Source organism: Acinetobacter sp. Colony158 (genome assembly GCF_019264745.1).
GTDB lineage: Bacteria > Pseudomonadota > Gammaproteobacteria > Pseudomonadales > Moraxellaceae > Acinetobacter > Acinetobacter ursingii.
The window spans coordinates 2,234,755-2,255,614 of sequence record NZ_CP078523.1; the positions used below are offsets into that span (position 1 = coordinate 2,234,755).

The following is a 20,860-nucleotide window of genomic DNA, read 5'->3' on the forward strand; positions in this document are numbered from 1 at the left end:
ATTTAACCGCTTCAGTTAAATTAACCTTTAAATCGGATAGTGCCGTGATTGGGTTTGAACCGTGATCCATCTCAATTCGGTAAATTCAGCGATGGAAGCTTTACTACCAAAACGTCCATAACCGCTCGATTTGGTTCCACCAAATGGCATTTGTGCTTCATCATGTACAGTGGCACCATTAATATGACAAATCCCCGAATCAATCTGTTTAGCGACTTCAAAGGCTTGAGCAAAGTTTTGGCTAAATACAGCAGATGACAAACCAAACTCACTGTCATTGGCCAGTGCAATACCTTCTTCAAGCGTCTCAAAGCGTTGTACTGTGCATACAGGCCCAAAAGATTCTTCACGGTATAACAACATTTCAGGCTGAATATTTAGTACCAGTGTAGGTTGCATGGTGGTGTCTTGAACTTGAATGCCCAAAGGTAAATCTGCACCTTTACTTTGAGCATCTTCGAGTAAATGTTGAATACGCTCGGCAGCTCGACGGCTTTCTAACACACCCAACATATTCTGCTGATCAGTCGGATTGCCAGCTTTTAGTGATTTGGTTTTTGCAATGAGTTTTTCAATAAACTGATCGGCTATACCCTGTTGCACTAACACTCGTTCAGTCGACATACAGATCTGACCCTGATTAAAAAAGGCACCAAATGCAACGGCATTGACTGCTTCATCCAGATCAGCTTCATTTAAGATGACAACAGGTGCTTTACCACCAAGTTCTAGCAACACTGGTTTTAAATATTTCGCCGCAGTTTCTGCAATGATTTTCCCAACTTTGGTGGAACCCGTAAAATTAATTCGTTTTACCGCAGGGTGTTCGATTAAACGCTGAACAATCTGTGGCGCATCTTCTGGGGCATGGGTAATGACATTGACCACGCCATCACCTAATCCAGCCTCATTTAAAATCTGTCCAATTAGACGATGCGTGGCAGGGCAGGCTTCAGATGCTTTTAATACGACGGTATTACCACAGGCAAGCGGCATTGCTAAAGCACGAGTGGGTAAAATCACAGGTGCATTCCACGGTGCGATTCCAACCACAACACCGCATGGAACACGAATCCCCATCGCCAGATTACCCGGAACATCCGAGGGAATCAGACTTCCATCAATCTGAGTGGTCATGGCAGCAGCTTCACGCAACATATTGGCGGCAAGATGCACATTAAACCCATACCAAGTCGCAGTCGATCCTGTTTCTTGCATCCCAATCTGAATAAATTGATCAGTATGTTGATCCATTAAATCTGCTGCTTTTAATAAGCGTAAACGACGTTCAGTTGGAGACAGTTTTGACCAAATCTGAAAAGCTTGTTGCGCCGATTCAATGGCACGGTCAACATCTTCAAGCGTTGCGGCAGATGCAATACTAGCAACCTGACCGTTAATCGGGCTGATGCGTTCAAAGCTTGCGCCATTAGATGCGTCAAGCGATTGACCGTGGATGAGTAACTGTACATTTTGCATGGGTTGTGTCCTTACATAGCCAATAAAAATCAAAAGTTAACCAGTACGCTTATAGCTCTGTAAACCCGGTTTAATCGATTTTTCGTCCAAGAATTGTTTCAGTCCTTCTTCACGACCACCTTCTGTATCACGGTGGTTACACTGATCCAGTTTGGCATATAAATAGTCTTCGTTTTGATCCCAAGTCAGTTCACGGCAACGTTTAAAACCATTTTTGGCGGTACGCAATACTACAGGATTTTTCTCAAGCAGGCAGTTTGCCAATTCAGTGACTTCCGCTTTAAGTTGAGCTAATGGAACGCTTTTATTAATTAATCCCATTTGCTCGGCTTCTTTGCCACTAAAGGTTTTACCAGTCATGATGTAATATAACGATGCACGGTGTCCGACAGTATCTGCCATTGCTTTACTCACAAGGTTGCCCGGTGGAATACCCCAGTTAATTTCAGATAGTCCAAAAGTTGCTTCATCTGCTGCAATCGCAAGATCACATGCCACTAATGGAGAGAAACCGCCACCAAAACACCAGCCATTCACCATCGCAATCGTGGGTTTTGAGTACATTCTGAGTAATTGCCATTGCCAGCGACATGAATCACGGCGAATACGTTCTTGAAAAATTTCAGGTTGTGTATCTACTTCACGGAAGTATTCTTTTAAATCCATTCCCGCAGTCCAAGAATCACCAGCACCTGTTAAAACTAAAACTTTGGCATTTTGATCAAGTTCGAGTGTTTCAAGTACATCAATCATTTCACGGTTAAGGGTTGGACTCATGGCATTTTTCTTTTCGGGACGATTTAAAATGACCCATGCGATACCATTTTCAAGTTGTACATCAACGGTTTCCCAGCGTTTTTCATATGTCATGTGTATTCTCCTTGAATGACAATGGTGTTGTTCTGGGTTTAATTTAATATCAGTTAAACTTACATTCAAGTCTTTTTTGAGAAATATTTAATTTTTTTCATAATTATATGAAAAATATAAATAAAAAATTTAAATTAAAAAATATTTATAAAATACTATTGATTTTTTTATAAGCTTAACTGATATTTTAACGGTGTTTTTTAAACACTACACAATAAAAAATGTCATGGAAATATGGTCTAAATAAGGAAAGGACTATGGATAAAGTATTGAATCCGTCAGGAAGGGCGAAACTGACTTTACTACTCTGTTTTGCCATCGCAATCTTTGAAGGTTTTGATCTTCAATCAATGGGTGTAGCAGCGCCACGTATGCGTGCGGAGTTTATGTTGGATAATGCTCAAATGGCTTGGGCATTTAGTGCTGCTATTATTGGAACCTTGCCTGGTGCAATTATTGGTGGACGACTGGCCGATATTATTGGACGTAAGAAAATTTTAATTCTGAGTATTCTCATTTTTGGTGTGATGTCTTTACTCACCGCCTATGCCGAAAATTATACTTTGCTTTTACTTATTCGTTTTTTTACAGGGTTGGGCATGGGCGGCGCTTTACCGATGATGATCACTTTGGCTTCTGAAGCTGTCGCTGAAAATCGAAAAGCGACCGCAGTCAGTATTATGTATAGCGGGATCCCTTTTGGTGGATTGCTGACTTCGGTGGTTGCAATGTTGTTAGCAGGCGATAGCGAATGGCGACATATTTTCTATGTGGGCGGTATTGCGCCTATCTTGTTAATTCCGTTATTGATGAAGTATCTACCCGAGTCAAAAAGTTATTTGCAACAAAAAACACAAGCACCAACGCCTTTTTTTGAAGTGCTATTTGCCAAAGAAAGACGCATGTCGACCTTGCAAATTTGGGTCAGTTTCTTTTGTACACTCGTGGTTTTATATTTTTTGCTGAACTGGTTGCCGCTACTCATGGGCGCACAAGGACTGTCCAAACTAGAAGCTAACTATGTACAAATGGGCTATAACATAGGGGGAATTTTCGGATCAATCCTGATGGGGATGTTATTGGATCAAATGCGCATGGCAACGGTCATCAAATTTATTTATGCAGGAATCTTGATCGCGCTTTGCTGTTTATCGATTTCTCCAACAGTCGCTTTACTGGCACTTTCTGCGGTGGGTTGTGGTTTGTTTATTGTCGGTGGTCAATCTGCACTTTATGGACTAGCTGCGATGTATTATCCAACCGAAATGCGAGGTACGGGTGTTGGCGCTGCGGTTGCCATTGGACGAATTGGTTCATTTGCAGGGCCATTGTTTGCAGGATTTTTATTATCATTAGGGCAAAGTGCCACAATCGTCATTGGTTCAAGTATCCCTGTAATTTTGATTGCTGCAATTTCTGCGTTGCTGCTTGTCAGAAAGCCTAAACAGGCAGTACAGTTAGCACATAGCCAAAGTACAACTTAAGTAAAATGAAAAGTATGGGGCAGGGCTTCATACTTTCTTTAAATTTTGATGATCAAACATGATGCCAAACTCAAGTTCAGTTGAAAAAAAACGAGAAGATGAACCAAGACTCAGCTATATGATTGCCCGTGTGGATCGAATCATTAGTAAACATCTCACCGAACATCTCAAAGATTTAAATATTAGTTTGCCGCAATTTACCGCTTTATCAGTTTTGGCGGCGAAGCCGAATCTTTCAAATGCACAATTAGCAGAGCGTTCTTTTATTAAGCCGCAATCTGCCAATAAAATTTTACAAGATTTGCTGATCAATGACTGGATCGAAAAAACACCAGATCCAACGCATGGTCGTCGTATTTTATTGACCGTCACTGGAAAAGGTCTGGAAAAATTGGCAGCATGTAATCAAATTGTTGAAAAACTGGAACATCAGATGTTACAGGGTGTCGATATTCATTTGGCGTATTTAATTCGCAATAATCTGGAAATTATGGTGAAAAACCTAAGTACCACAGTCGACGATCGCCAAACGTGACACTTTCGTTTAGCGTTCACTTTTTGCCAGTTCTACATTGATGTAGCTCATAATCATGGTTTTTAACCCCTGCACCAATTCATCAAAAGTGATATAGGGGTTTGGCAAAATTAAATGGCGGGCAATATTAAAGATTCCGCTATTGATGCTGACATAGGCTGTGACCGCCAGATTATTGACTTTCAGATATTTTGGATTATTCATCATGTATTTCATGACAATATTCATGAGTTCACGTTCAATCTGATTGATATATTTATCATATTTCAGTTCGCTGGCATAACGTAAACAAATCAAATAGCGCTCATTATTTTGAGTCAATAAGTCCCGAAAGGTATAGAAAATAAGTTCAATGACCGATTCTAGCTCCATATCTATAATGATCGGAGTGAGATTTTGAATCATCTCCAGAATTTCCTGCACAAAAGAATGTGCCATCGCATCGTAAATTTCTTCTTTGTTTTTAAAATATTCATACAGTGAACCCACACTCACGCCTGCGATATCTGCAATATGTCGAGTCGTTGTACCACTGGTGCCATGCAAAGCCACAGAGATAAAACCTGCTTCGATAATGGTATCCACCGTGACTTTAGCGCGAGTCTGGCGCGGTTTGCGTGTACTCAACATCACATCCTTAAAATCCGAATATTTATTCAAGTTATCATGTCGGGCCATATTTACCAAATTAAAAAACATAAATCCGAACAGCAAAAAATTCTGAATTTTATCCAATTTTATCCAGATTAATAAATGCATGATGTCATTTGCTTAAAAGCTCATTATTGCGATTATTTTTTGCTAATTTATAATTTTGCTCTTAATAAAAACAATATGTTATGGAAATTTAAGTGGGGTATTCATTTTAATCGCTTTGATTTTTGCAGATAAGCTCAGCAATTTAGACCCGAATTGAATCCGAACATAAGATCAGATTAGGATGAAATGGTTAGTAAAGTGCGAACAATATTTCAGTTTGCATCATTGAACTTGGTAAATATTGAATGTTGTAACAAATTGAATGCTTTAAGTAGGTGTCGCCATGATCACGACCGCAGTAAAAAAATCAGTCCGAGCTTTCAAATCATCGCCTAAATTTGAACAACCTGATTATGCTTTGAAACAGACCATTCCAATTCGTCATTTAGCCATTGGATTTGAAGGTCAGGAAATTGATATGTCATTTTATATGAATAATCAGTTTGCCACGATTTTTTTCGCCACGCTTTCTGTATTTTTGACTTATGGTGAAGACTTAGTTATTGAAACAGCTCGTTTTCACCGAGATATGGTAAAAGATCCTGTTCTCAAACAGCGTGTAACTTCTTTGATTGGACAAGAAGCGATTCATTCCAAATTACACAATGAGTTTAATGATGCGATTGCACACGAAGCCATTAATTATCCCGTTGCTTTATATCGTTTTCTGGGCGAAAAATTCTTTGACAATATTTTCTTAAAATTTCCCCAGCCGCTTAAGCTTTCCATGATGGCGGGAATTGAACATTTTACCGCGGTGCTTGCCGAATACATGATGAAGCATGAAAAGAATTTTTATTATTCTGATGATGCCAAAACCCGCGCTATGTGGATGTGGCACATGCTGGAAGAATCTGAGCATAAAGACATTGCTTATGATGTTTATCAGCTGCTCAATGGTAATTATTCACTTCGCGCTGCTGGATTCTTTATCGCATTGGGGACGATTTTAGGTTTAATTCCATTTTCGACTTTATTTGTACCTTTATTTCGTAAGCCAAAAGATGTGCTGACCCGAAAGTTCTGGAAAGATGCAGGTCGGGGTGTGAGCCTCATTTTTAGTCCTAAAGATGGTGTATTTGGTAGCACTATAGGGCAGATATTTGATTATTTACGTCCCGATTTTCATCCGAATGACCATGACACATCGGCTTATCTCGAATATTACAAAGACAAACTACTCTCCGAAGGCGGGGCGATTGCGCCTTATCTGATCAAAACATTTACACCACCAGTACGTCATTAAGTCCTGCGTTATTCAACAAAGAGATGTTCAGTCAAGATGCTGACAGGAAAAAGGATATGCCATGAAATTATTTGGCTCAAAAAATAAAAAGCCAAGCCAACAGTCTTATGCTGTTGTGACAGGCGCAGGCAGCGGTATTGGACGTAGTTTTGCATTAGAGCTTGCCCGTCGTGGCGGTACTGTGGTGTGTTCAGATATCAATCTGGAGGCAGCTCAAGCAACAGTGAGTCTGATTGAACAACTGGGCGCGACTGCATTTTCTGTGCAGTGTGATGTAGCGAAAGCTGAACAGGTATCGGAACTGGCTGAACAAGCCGAGAAGTTACTGAAAAATCCAGTCACTCTGGTCATTAATAACGCTGGTATCGGTTTGGGTGGTAAGTTTGATGAAATGACGATGGAAGATTGGCAATGGTGTATGGATGTCAATTTATGGGGCGTGATTCATGGCTGTCGTGCATTTGTGCCTAAGTTTAAGCAACTTGGATATGGTGCCATTATCAATGTAGCCTCAGCAGCTTCTTATACTGCGGCGCCAGAAATGACAGTGTATAACGTCAGTAAAGCAGGGGTTCGAGCATTATCAGAAACATTGTCTGCTGAGCTTAAAAAGTTTGATATTAAGGTGAATGTACTGTGCCCAACCTTAGTACCCACCAACATTATAAAAAATGGGAAAGTCCCGCATAAAGGCATTCTGGATTATGCACTGACCCATCTGGCATTTACCACCAGTGACAAAGTCGCAAAACTGACGCTGGATCGTTTGGATCGCAACAAGCTTTATACCATTCCACAGTTCGATGCCAAGCTTTTTTGGTTGATGAAACGTACAGCACCCAATCTTTATGCAAAATTTCTAGGGACTTCCTACAGATTAATGAAATAACCAACGATGAAATTTAGATAAGAATTCGGTCAAATGCCGTTTTAAAAGATCTATTTTTCAAGTACAAGGATATTGTAAATGACAGCTCAAGCAAAAAAATTAAACTCGGCTGAAAGCAAAGCATTACCCCAGCATATTTATGACACGTTTATTGTCGGTGCTGGTATTTCAGGAATTGCAGCAGCGATTCGACTCGACCAAGTCGGTTATACCGATTACAAAATTATTGAAAAAGCAGATCGTGTAGGCGGAACATGGCGTGAAAATACCTATCCGGGTTGCGGTTGCGATGTACCATCAGCTTTATATTCTTATTCATTTGCACCAAGTAGCAAATGGAGTCATCTATTTGCGCGTCAACCTGAAATTCTCAGTTATTTAGAAGAAGTGAGCCACACATTTAATGTTCATGAAAAAATTGAATTTGAAACTGAACTTGAAAAAGCGGCTTGGGACAATCAACGTAATGTCTGGGTACTCGATACCAATAAAGGACAGTATCTTTCTCGGACTGTGGTGTTTGCCACAGGACCCATTACCGAAGCGCAAATTCCAAAATTAGAGGGTATCGAAACCTTTACAGGCGAAATGTTTCATTCTGCGAAGTGGAAGCATGGCTATGACTTAACCGATAAACGTATTGCCGTGATTGGGACAGGTGCTTCAGCGATTCAATTTGTGCCACAAATTCAACCTTTAGCAAAAGAACTCTTTGTTTTTCAGCGTACTGCGCCTTGGGTCGTGCCAAAACCAGATATGCAACTGGGTGAGTTTGGTAAATCTGTAATTGAAAAATTTCCACTGATTCAATCGACTTGGCGTAAAACCGTAGCACAATCTCTGAATGCCATTAACTTTGGTTTACGTAATCCTTCTGTATTAAAGCCTGTCGGTGAGGTATTTAAACAAGTGCTTAAAGTTCAGGTAAAAGATCCTGAATTACTCAAAAATGTGACACCAGATTTTACCATTGGCTGTAAACGCTTATTATTTGCCAACAATTACTATCCAGCTTTACAAGCGGCGAATACTCATTTGATTCCACAAGGTTTGGTCAAAGTCGAAGGCAATACGGTAATTGCTGCCAATGGTGAACGTCATGAGGTGGACGTGATTATTTGGGGAACAGGCTTTGAAGTCTCTCATCCTCCTATTGGTCGCCGTGTTTATAATGACAAAGGGGAATGTTTAAATGATCTTTGGAAAAGTAGTTCTCCTGAAGCGTATTTAGGAACCAATATTGAAAATGTACCGAATGCGTTTTTGGTACTCGGGCCAAACGTATTGGTTTACGATTCATTTATTGGCTTAGCCGAAGCGCAATTAGATTATATTGTCGATGGTTTGCAAAAAATCAAAAAACACAATATCGCCAAATTAAGTGTTAAACCCCAAGTCATCCATGCGCATAATGAATTGGTGCAAAAGCATTTAAAAACCACAGTCTTTAACGCTGGTGGCTGTAAAAGCTATTATTTGGATGCCAATGGGCGTAACTTTGCCGCATGGCCGTGGTCGTTAAAAAAATTAAAACAGCGTTTAAAAACTTTGAACCTACGCGATTATGAAGTGACTTACCAAACCAAGCTAAGTAAAAGTAAAGTAGACGCTTAATTTTCTGGTTTATTTTCAAATGAAGCAGTCTATTGTTTTCAATCGACTGCTTTTATTTTGGTTTAGTTTTCAAAGGAAGATGACATGAAACAAGGACAGTCGAGTCGTACCGCAGAAGCCGCTGCGGCATTACGCGCCTATCATTATCTATTCGCGCATGATCCGATTTTTGCCGATGCCTACGCATTTGAAATGACCAATAAAGCGTGGAAAAGGTTATTAAGCTTGCCTTTGGTGAATAGAATCTTTAACTCACCAGCATTGAATCGAACGTTAGGGTTGTTAACAGCGCAGGTCGTGGGGCGTTCGCGTTATGCTGAAGATCAATTGCAACAGGCGATTGAAAAGGGAATGGATCAATATGTGCTTGTTGGGGCAGGCTTAGATTCATTTGCCTTACGTTTGGCACAAGAGTATCCAGATTTAAAAATTTTTGAGGTTGATCATCCCGATACACAGCGTTTAAAAATACAAAAGCTCAAACAACTGGGTGATATTCCTACCAATGTCGAATTTGTCGCAATCGATTTTGAAAAAGAAGCTTTGGGAGAGGTTCTAGCTCGTAGTAACTATGCGCAAGATCGTCCTGCTTTTTATTCATGGCTGGGTACAACACACTATTTACAGCCTGAAACCACCTTACAGACTTTAAGTAGTATCGCCAATTTTGCAGTCAAGCAAAGTGAAATCGTTCTGGATTATTCGATTGATTTTGATTCACTTCGGGGGATTGAAAAAATAGGAACTCAAGCCGTTGCTCAATTCACAAAAATCTTACGCGAACCATTGATGGGGCAATTTAATTCATTAGAATTGCATGATCTCGTGAATCAAATGGGTTTTCAAATACTTGAAGATTTATCTGGCGATGCTCTATCAGAACGTTATTTTCATGCCCGACCAGATCACATCAGACATACCACTGCGACCCATATGCTGCATTTAATATTAGAACCAAACAAGAAATAAGCAAATATAGATTTCATAATTCATTGAGCAGAAAAATTTAAAATTGGATGCTGGTAAAAAATTCGATTTATAAATGATGAGCGTAGTCACGTGCCGAGTGACAGGTTATGATAAATGCCAGTGAGTGATTGGAACAGCATATGAAGATGATTGCAGATGAAAATCTGGCATTTACCGACTATTTTTTTTCTGAATTTTGCAAAGTTGAACATCGTGGTGGTCGACATTTGCAGCATGAAGATGTCAAAGATGCCGATGCTTTAATTATTCGATCTGTGACCAAAGTCGATCATGCTTTAATCGATCATAGCGCATTAAAATTTGTAGGCAGTGCGACTATTGGTACAGACCACATGGATATTAATGCACTGCAACAACAAGGCATTGCGTGGAGCAATGCACCGGGATGTAATGCTCAAGCGGTGGCGGAATATGTCATTACAGCGTTATTACATTTAAGACCAGAGCTTTTACAACAAGAACAGCAGTTTACCTTAGGTATTATTGGTTTGGGCAATGTCGGACGTCGTTTGGCTTACATGGCAAAATTGCTGGATTGGCACGTTATTGGCTATGACCCTTATGTGCAGCTTGATCAGATTGAAAATGTTTCATTGGATGAATTACTACAACGTAGCAACGCCATTTCAATCCATGTTCCACTCACCAAAACAGGCGATTATCCGACTTATCATTTAATCAATGCCAAACGACTCGCTCGTCTCTCAAACCAAACTATTTTAATCAATAGTGCGCGCGGGCCTGTGATTGAAGAAGCGGCTTTAATTGAAAATATTCAAAAAACGCAGCGTCAAGTGGTGCTGGATGTGTTTGAACATGAACCTGTCATTTCTGAGCGACTGTTAGATTTAGTTAGCTTGGTGACACCGCATATTGCAGGTTACAGTTTGGAAGGTAAAGCGCGTGGTACACAAATGGTGTATCAGGCTTTTTGTCAGCATTTTGGTTTTAAAGCCGAAAAAACATTTGAATCTGAGCTTCCTCTCTGTGAAGCATACTTTAAAGATTCATCATTAAAACAAGTTTTACAACGATATTTAACAGAGATTTATGATATTCAGCGCGACGATCAAAATTTACGTGCTTGTGTCAAAGAAGGGCGAGTTGATCAACAAGCTTTTGATCGATTACGAAAAGAATATCCATTGCGCCGTGAATGGGCTGCGTATGGAGGGCCTGTGGCATGAGTCAAAAGTCGGATTTAAATTTAAAAACGTATCAACCGACCTGTTCGATTGAAGCACTTAAAGCACGTGCCAAACTGTATCAGACTATTCGTACATTTTTTGCAGAGCGTGATGTGTTAGAGGTCGAAACCCCGATTATTTCTCAGGCAGGGGTAACCGATGTGCATTTGGCATCCGTTCGTGCATTACGCCATATTGAAGGTAAAGAGCGTATTCAATATTTACAAACCTCGCCTGAATTTGCCATGAAACGTTTGCTGGCCAGTGGCAGTGGCCCGATTTATCAGATTTGTAAAGTATTTCGTGATGATGAACATGGACGAAAGCACAACAGCGAATTTACGATGCTGGAATGGTATCGCCCCGACTTTGATTTAAAAGATCTCATGCATGAAACGGCTGAGTTATTGCAAATATGTTTAAAGCACCGTTTTGATGAAATTCGCCCGATGATACTCAGTTATAAACATGCTTTTCAGGATCGTCTAGATATTAATCCATTGCAAGCCAATCTAAAGCAATTAAAAGATACCGCGCGACGCGTCGGGCTGACGCTAGATTTGGGCGATGATCGACTCGCCTATATGGATTTATTATTTTCGCATTTTGTTGAGCCGAGTCTGGGCTTTGATACGCCCGTATTTTTAACTGATTTTCCTCCAGAAATGGCATCACTGGCTAAAGTGCGTATTGATGATGACGGTGAACAGGTTGCAGCACGTTTTGAGGTTTATATTGAAGGTTTAGAACTGGCCAATGCTTATGATGAATTATTGGATGCACAAACATTAAGACAGCGTTTTGAAGCAGATAATCTTGAACGTAAGCAACAAGGCTTAGCCGAAATGCCACTTGATGAACATCTTTTGGCGGCTTTACCACATATGCCTGCTTGTTCGGGTATTGCTTTGGGGATTGATCGTTTACTGATGATCGCAACAGAAAACATGCGTATTGATCAGGTGATTGCTTTTCCAGCAGAAATAGCGTAGTAAAAGTGTGATTTTAATAACGTATCTGATGATTAATATTAAGATCACAGATAAAAAATAAGCCGCTGATGCGGCTTACTTTATTTTTAGCGAAACGTTAGTCTTGCTGAATCCCAGCCACTTTCCAATCTTCACTTGAACCAGCTGGCTTAACAAAGTGCCAGATTTCAGAGAAGGGTTGCGGTAAGCTATTCAGGTCTTCACTTACTGTACCTGTGAAACGAACACTGACCACATACTGACCATTTTCCGTTGTGCTATCGACCACCATTGCATTTAAGTTACTAAACTCAGCAACGTCCTGATCTTGATTCGCCATGATGTCGTTATACATCGAGCTATAAAGATCTGGTGTCAAATAACGACGAATTTCTTCAATATTGCTAGCAGAGTTCACCGATTGAATATGATTAAAACGCTGGCGTGCAACACGTAAGAAAGTTGCAGGTTCTGTTCCATCGGGAAGCTGACTACCGCTGTTGGTATAAGCACTACCAAACGGTGCAGAAGATGGTGCTGTATTTGCGTTGCCACCGACACTTTGTCCAAAAATATTGGTGTTATCACCAGAATTAGCGCGGTTTGTCGATGTGTTTTGTCCAAATGGTGCAGCATTTCCACTATTGTTTGGCGCAAACGGATTATTGCCAGCAACTTTTTGCTTATTGCTAAATCTACGGAAAATAAAGAAAGCAATCGCAGCAATCAAGATAATCCAGATCCAGCCCGGGATGCCACTTTTCTTTTCTTGCTCAGCTTTTGCCTGCTGAGCTGCTGCATCCTGTTGAGTGGCTTGTTGCTCAGGAGAAGTTGAATGACGGTCATCCGCCAGCGCATTGGCAGCAACGGCACCCACAGCAGCACCCGCCACACCCGCAGCAACCATTGAACCAACACCTGGGCCAGAACGTTGAGGCGTTCCAACTGGAGCAGTTTGAGGTGCTGGAGTCACTTGACGAGGTTGTTGGTAAGACTGGCTTGGAGCGGCTGAACGTGACATACCATGACTTTTGCCACCACCTGCACGTTTTGCTTCAGCAAGCGGTGCAACGACCAGAGCGGCCATTAAAACACCTGCCAATAAACTACGCTGTCGTACTTCCATCGAAAATTCCTATATAAATTCAATTTACAAGTGTATTTATGCAGGCTTTCTTGACGAATTTCAATAACAAAAATATGTTTTTTTATGTCAAATCATATCGGACGATTTAATTTAACTCGTCACTTAGTTGCATGGCTTCTGTTAATGCTTCGTGCAACCTTGCAACCGCAATAATTTGTACCCCATCAACGGTCTTTTGCGGAGCATTGCCACGCGGCAAAATGACATATTTAAATCCATGTTTGGCGGCCTCTTTTAAACGTTCTTGACCGTTTGGAACGGGGCGTATTTCACCCGATAATCCAACCTCTCCAAATACAGCCAATTGTTGTGGTAAGGCTTTACCACGTAAGCTAGACGCACAGGCTAAAAGGACTGCCAAATCTGAACCTGTTTCGGTAATTTTTAAGCCGCCCACCACATTAACATAAACATCTTGTCCAGAAGTTTGAACGCCACCATGACGATGCATCACTGCAAGTAACATGTTTAATCGGTTTTGTTCTAGACCCAGTGCGACGCGGCGAGGTTGACCATGCGCATCATCGACCAGCGCTTGTACTTCGACTAAAAGTGGGCGAGTACCTTCGCGACTAATCATCACAATAGAACCCGGAATGGCTTCATCATAACGACTTAAAAAAATAGCCGAAGGATTGGCGACTTCACGTAAACCTTTATCGGTCATGCCAAAAACGCCCAGTTCATTGACTGCACCAAAACGGTTTTTTACCGCACGAATCATACGGTAGCGTGAATCTGATTGCCCTTCAAAATACAAAACACAATCCACCATATGTTCAAGCACACGTGGACCAGCCAAAGCACCTTCTTTAGTGACATGACCCACGATAAATAGGGCTGTTCCGCTATGTTTGGCAAAGCGCGTCAGTAAAGCAGCAGATTCACGGATTTGAGAAACCCCACCGGGGGCAGATTGTAAAGTTTCTGTATATAAAGTTTGAATGGAATCTAATATGGCAACGGCAGGGCGCTCCTGAGCCAAAATTTCACATATCCGTTCTACACAGGTTTCAGCCATAACCTTGAGTTTATCGGTCGGTAAGTCGAGCCTTTGGGCGCGTAATGCAACCTGAGATAGGGATTCTTCACCTGTTACATAGAGTGCAGAGCTATTACTGCTCGCCATATAAGTTGCAGTTTGCAGCAAAATGGTTGATTTACCAATGCCGGGATCTCCCCCAATCAGCACCACTGAGCCTGTCACCAGCCCACCACCGAGTACCCGATCAAACTCACCAATTCCTGTTGCAACTCGTGTTTCGTGCGACACAGAGATCTGATTTAAGATGGTGACTGCGGAAGTTTGACCTGCATAACCGCCTAATTTAGGTTTAGCACGATGTGAGGAAGCGGGTTCAACACGTACTTCAAGCAAACTATTCCATTCACCGCATTCTGAGCACTGACCTGACCACTTGGGATGATCTGTACCACATTGTTCACAGCGATAAACCGTTTTAACTTTGCTCATATTCAGTGCATCTTGGAATTAATAAATCAGTGAAATGTAACAATTGGGAACTTTAAACACAAATTTTGCAGGAAAATATCGCCAAAAAATACTTTGGCACGTAAACTGCAATCTCAGGGATAAGTTCAATTACAGCTTAAAAATGGAGTAAGTATGTCTAAAAAAACATCTTATAGGCGTTATTTATCAAAAAAATAAAACAATAAGTTAAAAAAACTTTTTTGTTTTAATGGTTTTAGGCTAATTTTAAAGTACAAAATTTGAGAGTTAAAAAAAACAATGTCAAATGAAAATTTTGGTTCACATTCTGGAGAAGGTGAACTCTCACGCAGCTTATCCAACCGTCATCTCCAATTAATTGCAATTGGTGGGGCGATTGGTACAGGGTTATTCATGGGGTCAGGTAAAACCATTAGTTTGGCTGGTCCTTCTATTCTCTTTATTTATGGCTTAATCGGTATCATGGTGTTTTTCGTCATGCGAGCGCTGGGCGAATTACTGTTATCCAATCTTAAATATAAATCTTTTATTGATTTATCAACTGATTTGATCGGCCCATGGGCGGGTTATTTTGTTGGTTGGACGTATTGGCTGTGTTGGGTCACCATTGGGATCGCAGATTTATCCGCGATTATTTATTATCTAGAATTCTTCAATGGCGGTGAGTCTTTCACGGCATTGGGTGGGTTGCTGATTAGTACCGTTGCCATTTTATTTGTACTTGGATTAAATCTGGTTACGGTAAAATTGTTCGGTGAAATGGAATTTTGGTTTGCCATGGTAAAAATCACAGCAATTATTGTGTTAATTGCTGTGGGCTTGTGGATGATTTTTACAGGCTTTACCAACTCTTCGGGTACGACCGCAAGTGTGAGTAATCTTTGGACTCATGGTGGCTTTTTTCCAAAAGGACTAGATGGCTTTTTAGCAGGTTTCCAGATTGCCATTTTTGCCTTTGTTGGGGTAGAGCTGGTCGGAACGACGGCTGCGGAGACACAGGATCCAAAACGTAACTTACCAAAAGCGATTAATTCGATTCCAATTAGGATTATTATTTTCTACGTATTGGCATTGTTTGTGGTGATGTGTGTGACTCCGTGGGATCAAATCAATCCTAAAGTCAGTCCATTTGTGAATATCTTCTCACAAGCAGGTATCGCCTCTGCTGCGATTATCATGAATCTGGTCGTACTGTCTTCTGTAATGTCATCCATGAATAGTGGCGTGTTCTCGACTAGCCGTATGTTGTTTGGTCTCTCAACAGATCAAAAAGCACCAAAACTCTTTGCCATGTTGTCTAAGTCAGCAGTTCCAGCAAAAGCGTTGATTTTCTCTTCTATCTGTATCTTTATTGGTGCATTTGTTCAGTACATCTATAAGGTACAAACAGGTACAAATGATGAAGTAACGGCTTTTACTTTGGCGACCACATTATCTACGATTTTGTTTATCTGTGTATGGATTATTATTATGTGGAGTTATATTAATTACCGTAAAAATAGACCAGAACTACATGAGCAATCGATCTTTAAATTACCTGGTGGTGTGTTTACCTGTTGGGTGGTGATCTTATTCTTCCTTGCAACCATCTATTTCCTTGCTTTGGATGAAACCACACTTGAATCATTAAAAGTTAGTCCAATCTGGTTTATTATTTTGGCTATAGGTTATTTCTTTGCTAAAAAGAAATAGGTCTGAATAAATCCATAGAACGCCAGTATAAACTGGCGTTTTTTTATGTTTAGACTTTAGCTGCTGAGATGATCACGCTATACTGCTCCGAATTGTAAAAGTTCGGTGTTCAGATGCTTAAAGTCATTTGCTCTATCAGTATATTACTGAGCGGTGCTGCGCTCACGGCATGCGGTCAATCAGGTGCATTACATTTACCTTCTGATCCAAATTATGACAAACGTGCCAAATATTTACTGTATTCATCTAAAGATGCTGAGCAACAAGCTCAGAAAAATGCAACTGAGGAAAAAGAAAAATCCTCAGCTTCAGAACCTACACCATCCCCTTAACGTCTCAAAGATAAGGATACATTCATGAGTTTCTCCCGCATTCAAGGGATATTGCATGCTGAGCAATGTTCACTGCTTCAGCTTGCCGAACAGTTTGGTACACCGTTATATGTTTATTCAAAAGCAGCTTTTGAAAAACATTATCTGGATATGGATCGTGCTTTTGATTTTATCGATCATCAAATCTGCTTTGCGGTGAAGTCAAACTCAAACCTTGCGGTGTTGAATGTATTAGCCAAGCTTGGGGCTGGTTTTGATATTGTGACAGGGGGCGAGCTTGCCCGTGTATTAGCAGCGGGTGGTGATCCTGCCAAAATCGTATTTTCTGGTTTAGGCAAATCAGAAGCAGATATTGAAAAAGCCTTGCAGGTGGGGATTGCCTGTTTCAATGTTGAATCGTATGCCGAACTGGATCGCATTCAAAAAGTTGCAGCAAAACTGGGTAAAAAAGCCCCAATTTCATTACGTGTCAATCCAGATGTCGATGCCAAAACCCATCCTTATATTTCTACGGGATTAAAAGAAAATAAATTTGGTATTCCAAGTGATACAGTTTATGAAACTTATCAATACGCGACATCTTTATCCAATTTAGATGTTGTAGGAATTGATTGCCATATCGGTTCACAACTGACTGAAACCAAACCTTTTGTGGATGCGCTCGATCGTGTGATCGTAATGATTGACGATTTGAAAAAGTTGGGTATTGACCTCAAACATATTGATATCGGTGGCGGTTTAGGTGTTTGTTATAAAGATGAAACACCACCAAGCGTTGAAGAATATGCCAATGCGTTAAAACCTGCGTTGCAAAAATTGGGCTTGAAAGTGTACATGGAGCCAGGGCGTAGTATTAGTGCCAATGCAGGCGTATTACTGACCAAAGTAGATCTGCTGAAACCGACCAATCATCGTAATTTTGCGATTATTGATGCTGCGATGAATGATTTGATTCGTCCATCTTTATATGAAGCGTGGATGGATATCCAATCGGTGGATAGCAATACAGACGTTGATGAAAAAGCTTGGGATGTGGTCGGTGCGATCTGTGAAACTGGCGACTTTCTAGGCAAAGATCGTAAGTTGGCACTAAAAGAAAATGATGTCTTGGCTGTACTGGGTGCAGGCGCTTATGGTTTTGTCATGAGTTCAAACTATAATAGTCGTGGTCGTGCTGCTGAAGTGATGGTGAATGCAGATCAAGCTCATTTGATTCGTGAGCGTGAAACGATTGAATCATTATGGGATAAAGAACGTTTATTACCTGAGGAGTAAAAAATCATGTTGCTTGAATTTACAAAAATGCATGGCTTGGGTAATGATTTTGTCGTGGTTGATTTAATCAGCCAACGCGCGTATCTGGATACTACTACCATTCAGCGTATGGCTGATCGTCATTTTGGGATTGGTTTTGATCAACTTCTGATAGTTGAACCGCCCGATTTTCCAAGTGCAGATTTTAAATATCGTATTTTCAACGCAGATGGCTCTGAAGTTGAACAATGTGGTAATGGCGTTCGTTGTTTTGCGCGTTTTGTGCATGATCGCCAACTGACCAATAAAACCAAAATCAAGGTGCAAACCAAAGCGGGCATCGTTGAACCTGAACTTGGACCAAATGGTTTAGTTCGAGTCAATATGGGCTTTCCAAAATTTTCTCCGAATGAAATTCCATTTGTCACGGAAGAGTTCGAAGCACTTTATCATCTTGAGCTTGCCAATGATCAAAGCCTGAAAATTGATGTGGTCAATATGGGCAATCCTCATGCTGTGACCATTGTGCCAGATGTATTAACTGCGGATGTTGCAACCATTGGACCACAAGTTGAATCGCATGTACGTTTCCCACAACGGGTTAATGCTGGGTTTATGCAAATTCTGGATGAAAAACATGTACGTCTACGTGTTTTTGAGCGTGGCGTGGGCGAAACTTTAGCGTGTGGAACAGGGGCATGTGCCGCAGCAGTCAGTGGTATGCGCCGTGGTTTACTCGCCAATGAAGTTGAAGTTGAACTGGCAGGCGGTAAGTTACAAATTGCTTGGCGTGAAGGTGAAGTGGTTTGGATGACGGGACCAACGTCTACCGTCTATGAAGGTCGTTTGGATTTACGTTATTTTCAAAGTTAATGTATCGGTTTAAAAAATAAAAGCATCCTTATTTCAAGCGGTGCTTTTTATTTTTAATTTTCTATTAAAATGAATAACTTATTATATTAAACAACTTATGTCACATTTAATTTTTCTACCCGGCGCATCAGGCAGTACCGAATTTTGGTGTCCTCTCATTAAAAATTTACCCGAAGAAATGACGACACAAATCATTACTTATCCTGCTTTTGCAAATGAACCTGCTCGTTCTGATGTCCATAACTTTGAACAATTACAGCACTATGTTCTCAATAAAATTGATCGTCCATGTATCTTGGTTGCTCAATCTATGGGTGGCATTTTTGCAGTCGCAGCAGCTTTACAAAAGCCTGAATTGATACAGGGTTTGGTCTTGATTGCGACTTCAGGAGGGATTGACCTGAGCCAGTTTAACGTTGCAGATTGGCGACAAAGTTATGCCAAAGAATTTTTAAATTATCCTGACTGGTTCATGACCACTAAAATAAATTATGAAGCTCAATTGGCACAGATTCAGCAGAAAATTTTACTGATCTGGGGTGACCAAGATGAGGTAAGTCCAGTTACTGTCGGGCAATATCTGAAAGATCTTTTTCAGTATGCCGAGCTCAAGATCATTCAAGGTGGAGAACATGATCTCGCGAATCGCTATGCTGAACAAGTGGCGAAAGAAATTATGTTATATTTAAATCAAATTGATACCAACACTGAATATTAAACTAGGAGCAATGATGTGAATATTAATAATCATCAACTCCTCGACATGTGGCTCAAAGAGCGTATCATTCAAAATCAGTCTGAACACACGATTCATGCTTATCAACGCGATTTAACTGATTTTTTTATGTTTTGTGAAGTTAAAAAGCTAGATTTGATTGAGATAGAAGCGTCAGATTTACGTGAATATCTGGCTTATAAAGTTGAACAATCCAACTTGAGTAGTAGTAGTATTCAGCGAATGTTGTCAGCGATTCGCCAATTTATGAAATGGGCGCAGCAAAGTAATTATCTCAATATGAATCCTACTGAGGATTTTAAACTTAAACGTAAAGCGCGTCCTTTGCCCGGAATGATTGATATCGAAACGGTCAATCAAATAATGGATCAACCTGCACCTGAAAAAATCAAGGATCAACAGCTCTGGATACGTGATAAAGCCATGCTTGAATTGTTGTATTCCAGTGGTTTACGTTTGGCTGAATTGCAAAGTTTGAAAATGAATGATCTTGATTTTAAACGACAGCTTTTACGTGTAACTGGTAAAGGTAATAAAACGCGGGTGATTCCATTTGGTAGCAAAGCTAAACAAAGCTTAATCGAGTGGTTAAAAATCTATACGATTTGGAAGGGTCGTGTATTGCCAGATAGCCCCATTTTTGTTTCACAACATGGCGGTGCACTGACCCCGCGGCAAATTGAATCCCGTGTTAAAATTCAGGCACAACGCGCAGGGGTGAATGTCGATTTGCACCCGCATCTACTACGGCATTGTTTTGCCAGTCATATGCTAAGTGCTAGTGGTGATTTACGTTCAGTACAGGAAATGTTAGGGCATACCAATTTGAGTACGACTCAAATTTATACGCATATTGATTTTGATCATTTAGCGCAAACTTACGATAAAGCCCATCCGAGAGCGTAATAATTTTGCGATAACTCGACCTATTATGTTTTATTGTTACATTTCGACATGTTTAGGTTTTTAAAAATTGTGGACTGACATTTTTGATCTGACGAGTCAGTATTGAATAAATTTGTACTTTTGTATAAAAGCTATGCAAAAAAAGTCGCCTATCAGTCAGACTGATGAAATAAATCAAAATAAAACATATTATAAATCAAATATTAATAAATCATAAAAACTGCTGCAATTTCATGGGGAAACAATCAATGAAAAAAACAATGAACTGACCATTTCAGCCTTTTTAGTGTTTTTTCGCATGGTTGGTGTAATTGTGACTTGACCGAAATGCCAAACACATTGCAAGATAAAGCACCTAAAAAATTCAATATGAAGCGTTAATATAACTCTTCTCAACATTTACTTGCTGAAACAGCCGAGGA

At 40.4% G+C, this 20,860-nt stretch carries 19 protein-coding genes; 14 read left to right on the forward strand and 5 right to left on the reverse strand.

All coding sequences use genetic code 11. From position 1 onward, the window contains the following. Positions 1 to 27 precede the first annotated feature (27 nt). Together JR005_RS09150 and JR005_RS09155 are read right to left on the reverse strand one after the other, a co-directional pair. Complete coding sequence (locus JR005_RS09150) at positions 28 to 1,479, reverse strand: aldehyde dehydrogenase (protein ID WP_218664939.1); 1,452 nt, start codon at positions 1,477 to 1,479, stop codon at positions 28 to 30. Positions 1,480 to 1,515: 36 nt separating this feature from the next. Continuing rightward, on the reverse strand, positions 1,516 to 2,355 hold the full coding sequence (locus tag JR005_RS09155) for a p-hydroxycinnamoyl CoA hydratase/lyase (protein ID WP_171063250.1): 840 nt from the start codon (positions 2,353 to 2,355) through the stop codon (positions 1,516 to 1,518). A gap of 251 nt (positions 2,356 to 2,606) precedes the next feature. Here JR005_RS09155 and mhpT point away from each other — a divergent pair, with 251 nt between their 5' ends. After that, on the forward strand, positions 2,607 to 3,833 hold the full coding sequence (gene mhpT, locus JR005_RS09160) for a 3-(3-hydroxy-phenyl)propionate transporter MhpT (RefSeq protein ID WP_004987178.1): 1,227 nt from the start codon (positions 2,607 to 2,609) through the stop codon (positions 3,831 to 3,833). 61 nt (positions 3,834 to 3,894) lie between these two features. Further along, a complete protein-coding gene (locus JR005_RS09165) occupies positions 3,895 to 4,368 on the forward strand; it encodes a MarR family winged helix-turn-helix transcriptional regulator (RefSeq protein ID WP_218665820.1) in 474 nt (157 codons plus the stop codon). Between the two features lie 9 nt (positions 4,369 to 4,377). Here the strand turns inward: JR005_RS09165 and JR005_RS09170 are convergent, their stop codons facing one another. Further along, a complete protein-coding gene (locus JR005_RS09170) occupies positions 4,378 to 4,995 on the reverse strand; it encodes a TetR/AcrR family transcriptional regulator (protein WP_218665821.1) in 618 nt (205 codons plus the stop codon). A 415-nt stretch (positions 4,996 to 5,410) separates the two neighbouring features. Between JR005_RS09170 and JR005_RS09175 the strand changes: the two genes are divergently transcribed. From JR005_RS09175 to epmA, 6 genes are all read left to right on the forward strand, one after another. Continuing rightward, positions 5,411 to 6,373, forward strand: a complete 963-nt coding sequence (locus JR005_RS09175; protein ID WP_151723530.1) for a metal-dependent hydrolase — start codon at positions 5,411 to 5,413, stop codon at positions 6,371 to 6,373. Positions 6,374 to 6,434: 61 nt separating this feature from the next. Then, positions 6,435 to 7,262, forward strand: a complete 828-nt coding sequence (locus tag JR005_RS09180) for an SDR family NAD(P)-dependent oxidoreductase (protein WP_151721910.1) — start codon at positions 6,435 to 6,437, stop codon at positions 7,260 to 7,262. 78 nt (positions 7,263 to 7,340) lie between these two features. Further along, positions 7,341 to 8,876 (forward strand): flavin-containing monooxygenase, encoded by a 1,536-nt coding sequence (locus tag JR005_RS09185; protein ID WP_218664940.1) that lies wholly within the window; start codon positions 7,341 to 7,343, stop codon positions 8,874 to 8,876. 84 nt (positions 8,877 to 8,960) lie between these two features. Further along, the gene (locus tag JR005_RS09190; protein WP_218664941.1) at positions 8,961 to 9,845 is read left to right on the forward strand and encodes a class I SAM-dependent methyltransferase; all 885 of its coding nucleotides are present in this window, start codon (positions 8,961 to 8,963) and stop codon (positions 9,843 to 9,845) included. Positions 9,846 to 9,985: 140 nt separating this feature from the next. Beyond that, positions 9,986 to 11,053: a 4-phosphoerythronate dehydrogenase gene (locus JR005_RS09195; protein WP_218664942.1), complete on the forward strand. Its 1,068-nt coding sequence runs from the start codon at positions 9,986 to 9,988 to the stop codon at positions 11,051 to 11,053. Further along, on the forward strand, positions 11,050 to 12,045 hold the full coding sequence (epmA, locus tag JR005_RS09200) for an EF-P lysine aminoacylase EpmA (RefSeq protein ID WP_218664943.1): 996 nt from the start codon (positions 11,050 to 11,052) through the stop codon (positions 12,043 to 12,045). The genes JR005_RS09195 and epmA overlap by 4 nt, the downstream gene beginning before the upstream one ends. 97 nt (positions 12,046 to 12,142) lie before the next feature. On the opposite strand, the gene JR005_RS09205 is transcribed toward epmA, so the two are convergent. Beyond that, positions 12,143 to 13,150, reverse strand: coding sequence for a Tim44 domain-containing protein (locus tag JR005_RS09205; protein WP_218664944.1), 1,008 nt, complete (start codon positions 13,148 to 13,150; stop codon positions 12,143 to 12,145). A gap of 106 nt (positions 13,151 to 13,256) precedes the next feature. Next, the gene (radA, locus tag JR005_RS09210; RefSeq protein ID WP_004987144.1) at positions 13,257 to 14,645 is read right to left on the reverse strand and encodes a DNA repair protein RadA; all 1,389 of its coding nucleotides are present in this window, start codon (positions 14,643 to 14,645) and stop codon (positions 13,257 to 13,259) included. A 279-nt stretch (positions 14,646 to 14,924) separates the two neighbouring features. Here radA and JR005_RS09215 point away from each other — a divergent pair, with 279 nt between their 5' ends. The 6 genes from JR005_RS09215 to xerA all read left to right on the forward strand — a co-directional run bounded on the left by JR005_RS09215 (position 14,925) and on the right by xerA (position 20,438). Further along, positions 14,925 to 16,337, forward strand: coding sequence for an amino acid permease (locus JR005_RS09215; RefSeq protein ID WP_004987143.1), 1,413 nt, complete (start codon positions 14,925 to 14,927; stop codon positions 16,335 to 16,337). Between the two features lie 113 nt (positions 16,338 to 16,450). Then, entirely contained in the window at positions 16,451 to 16,669 is a 219-nt protein-coding gene (gene lptM, locus JR005_RS09220; RefSeq protein ID WP_004987140.1) for an LPS translocon maturation chaperone LptM, read from the forward strand. A gap of 24 nt (positions 16,670 to 16,693) precedes the next feature. Next, positions 16,694 to 17,944, forward strand: coding sequence for a diaminopimelate decarboxylase (gene lysA, locus JR005_RS09225; protein WP_218664945.1), 1,251 nt, complete (start codon positions 16,694 to 16,696; stop codon positions 17,942 to 17,944). 6 nt (positions 17,945 to 17,950) lie between these two features. After that, positions 17,951 to 18,796, forward strand: a complete 846-nt coding sequence (gene dapF, locus JR005_RS09230) for a diaminopimelate epimerase (RefSeq protein WP_005005073.1) — start codon at positions 17,951 to 17,953, stop codon at positions 18,794 to 18,796. A gap of 97 nt (positions 18,797 to 18,893) precedes the next feature. Continuing rightward, entirely contained in the window at positions 18,894 to 19,514 is a 621-nt protein-coding gene (locus JR005_RS09235) for an alpha/beta fold hydrolase (RefSeq protein ID WP_218664946.1), read from the forward strand. Positions 19,515 to 19,559: 45 nt separating this feature from the next. Further along, positions 19,560 to 20,438 carry a site-specific tyrosine recombinase/integron integrase gene (gene xerA, locus JR005_RS09240; protein WP_218665822.1) on the forward strand — a complete coding sequence of 293 codons (879 nt, stop codon included), beginning with the start codon at positions 19,560 to 19,562 and terminating at the stop codon, positions 20,436 to 20,438. Positions 20,439 to 20,860 lie beyond the last annotated feature (422 nt).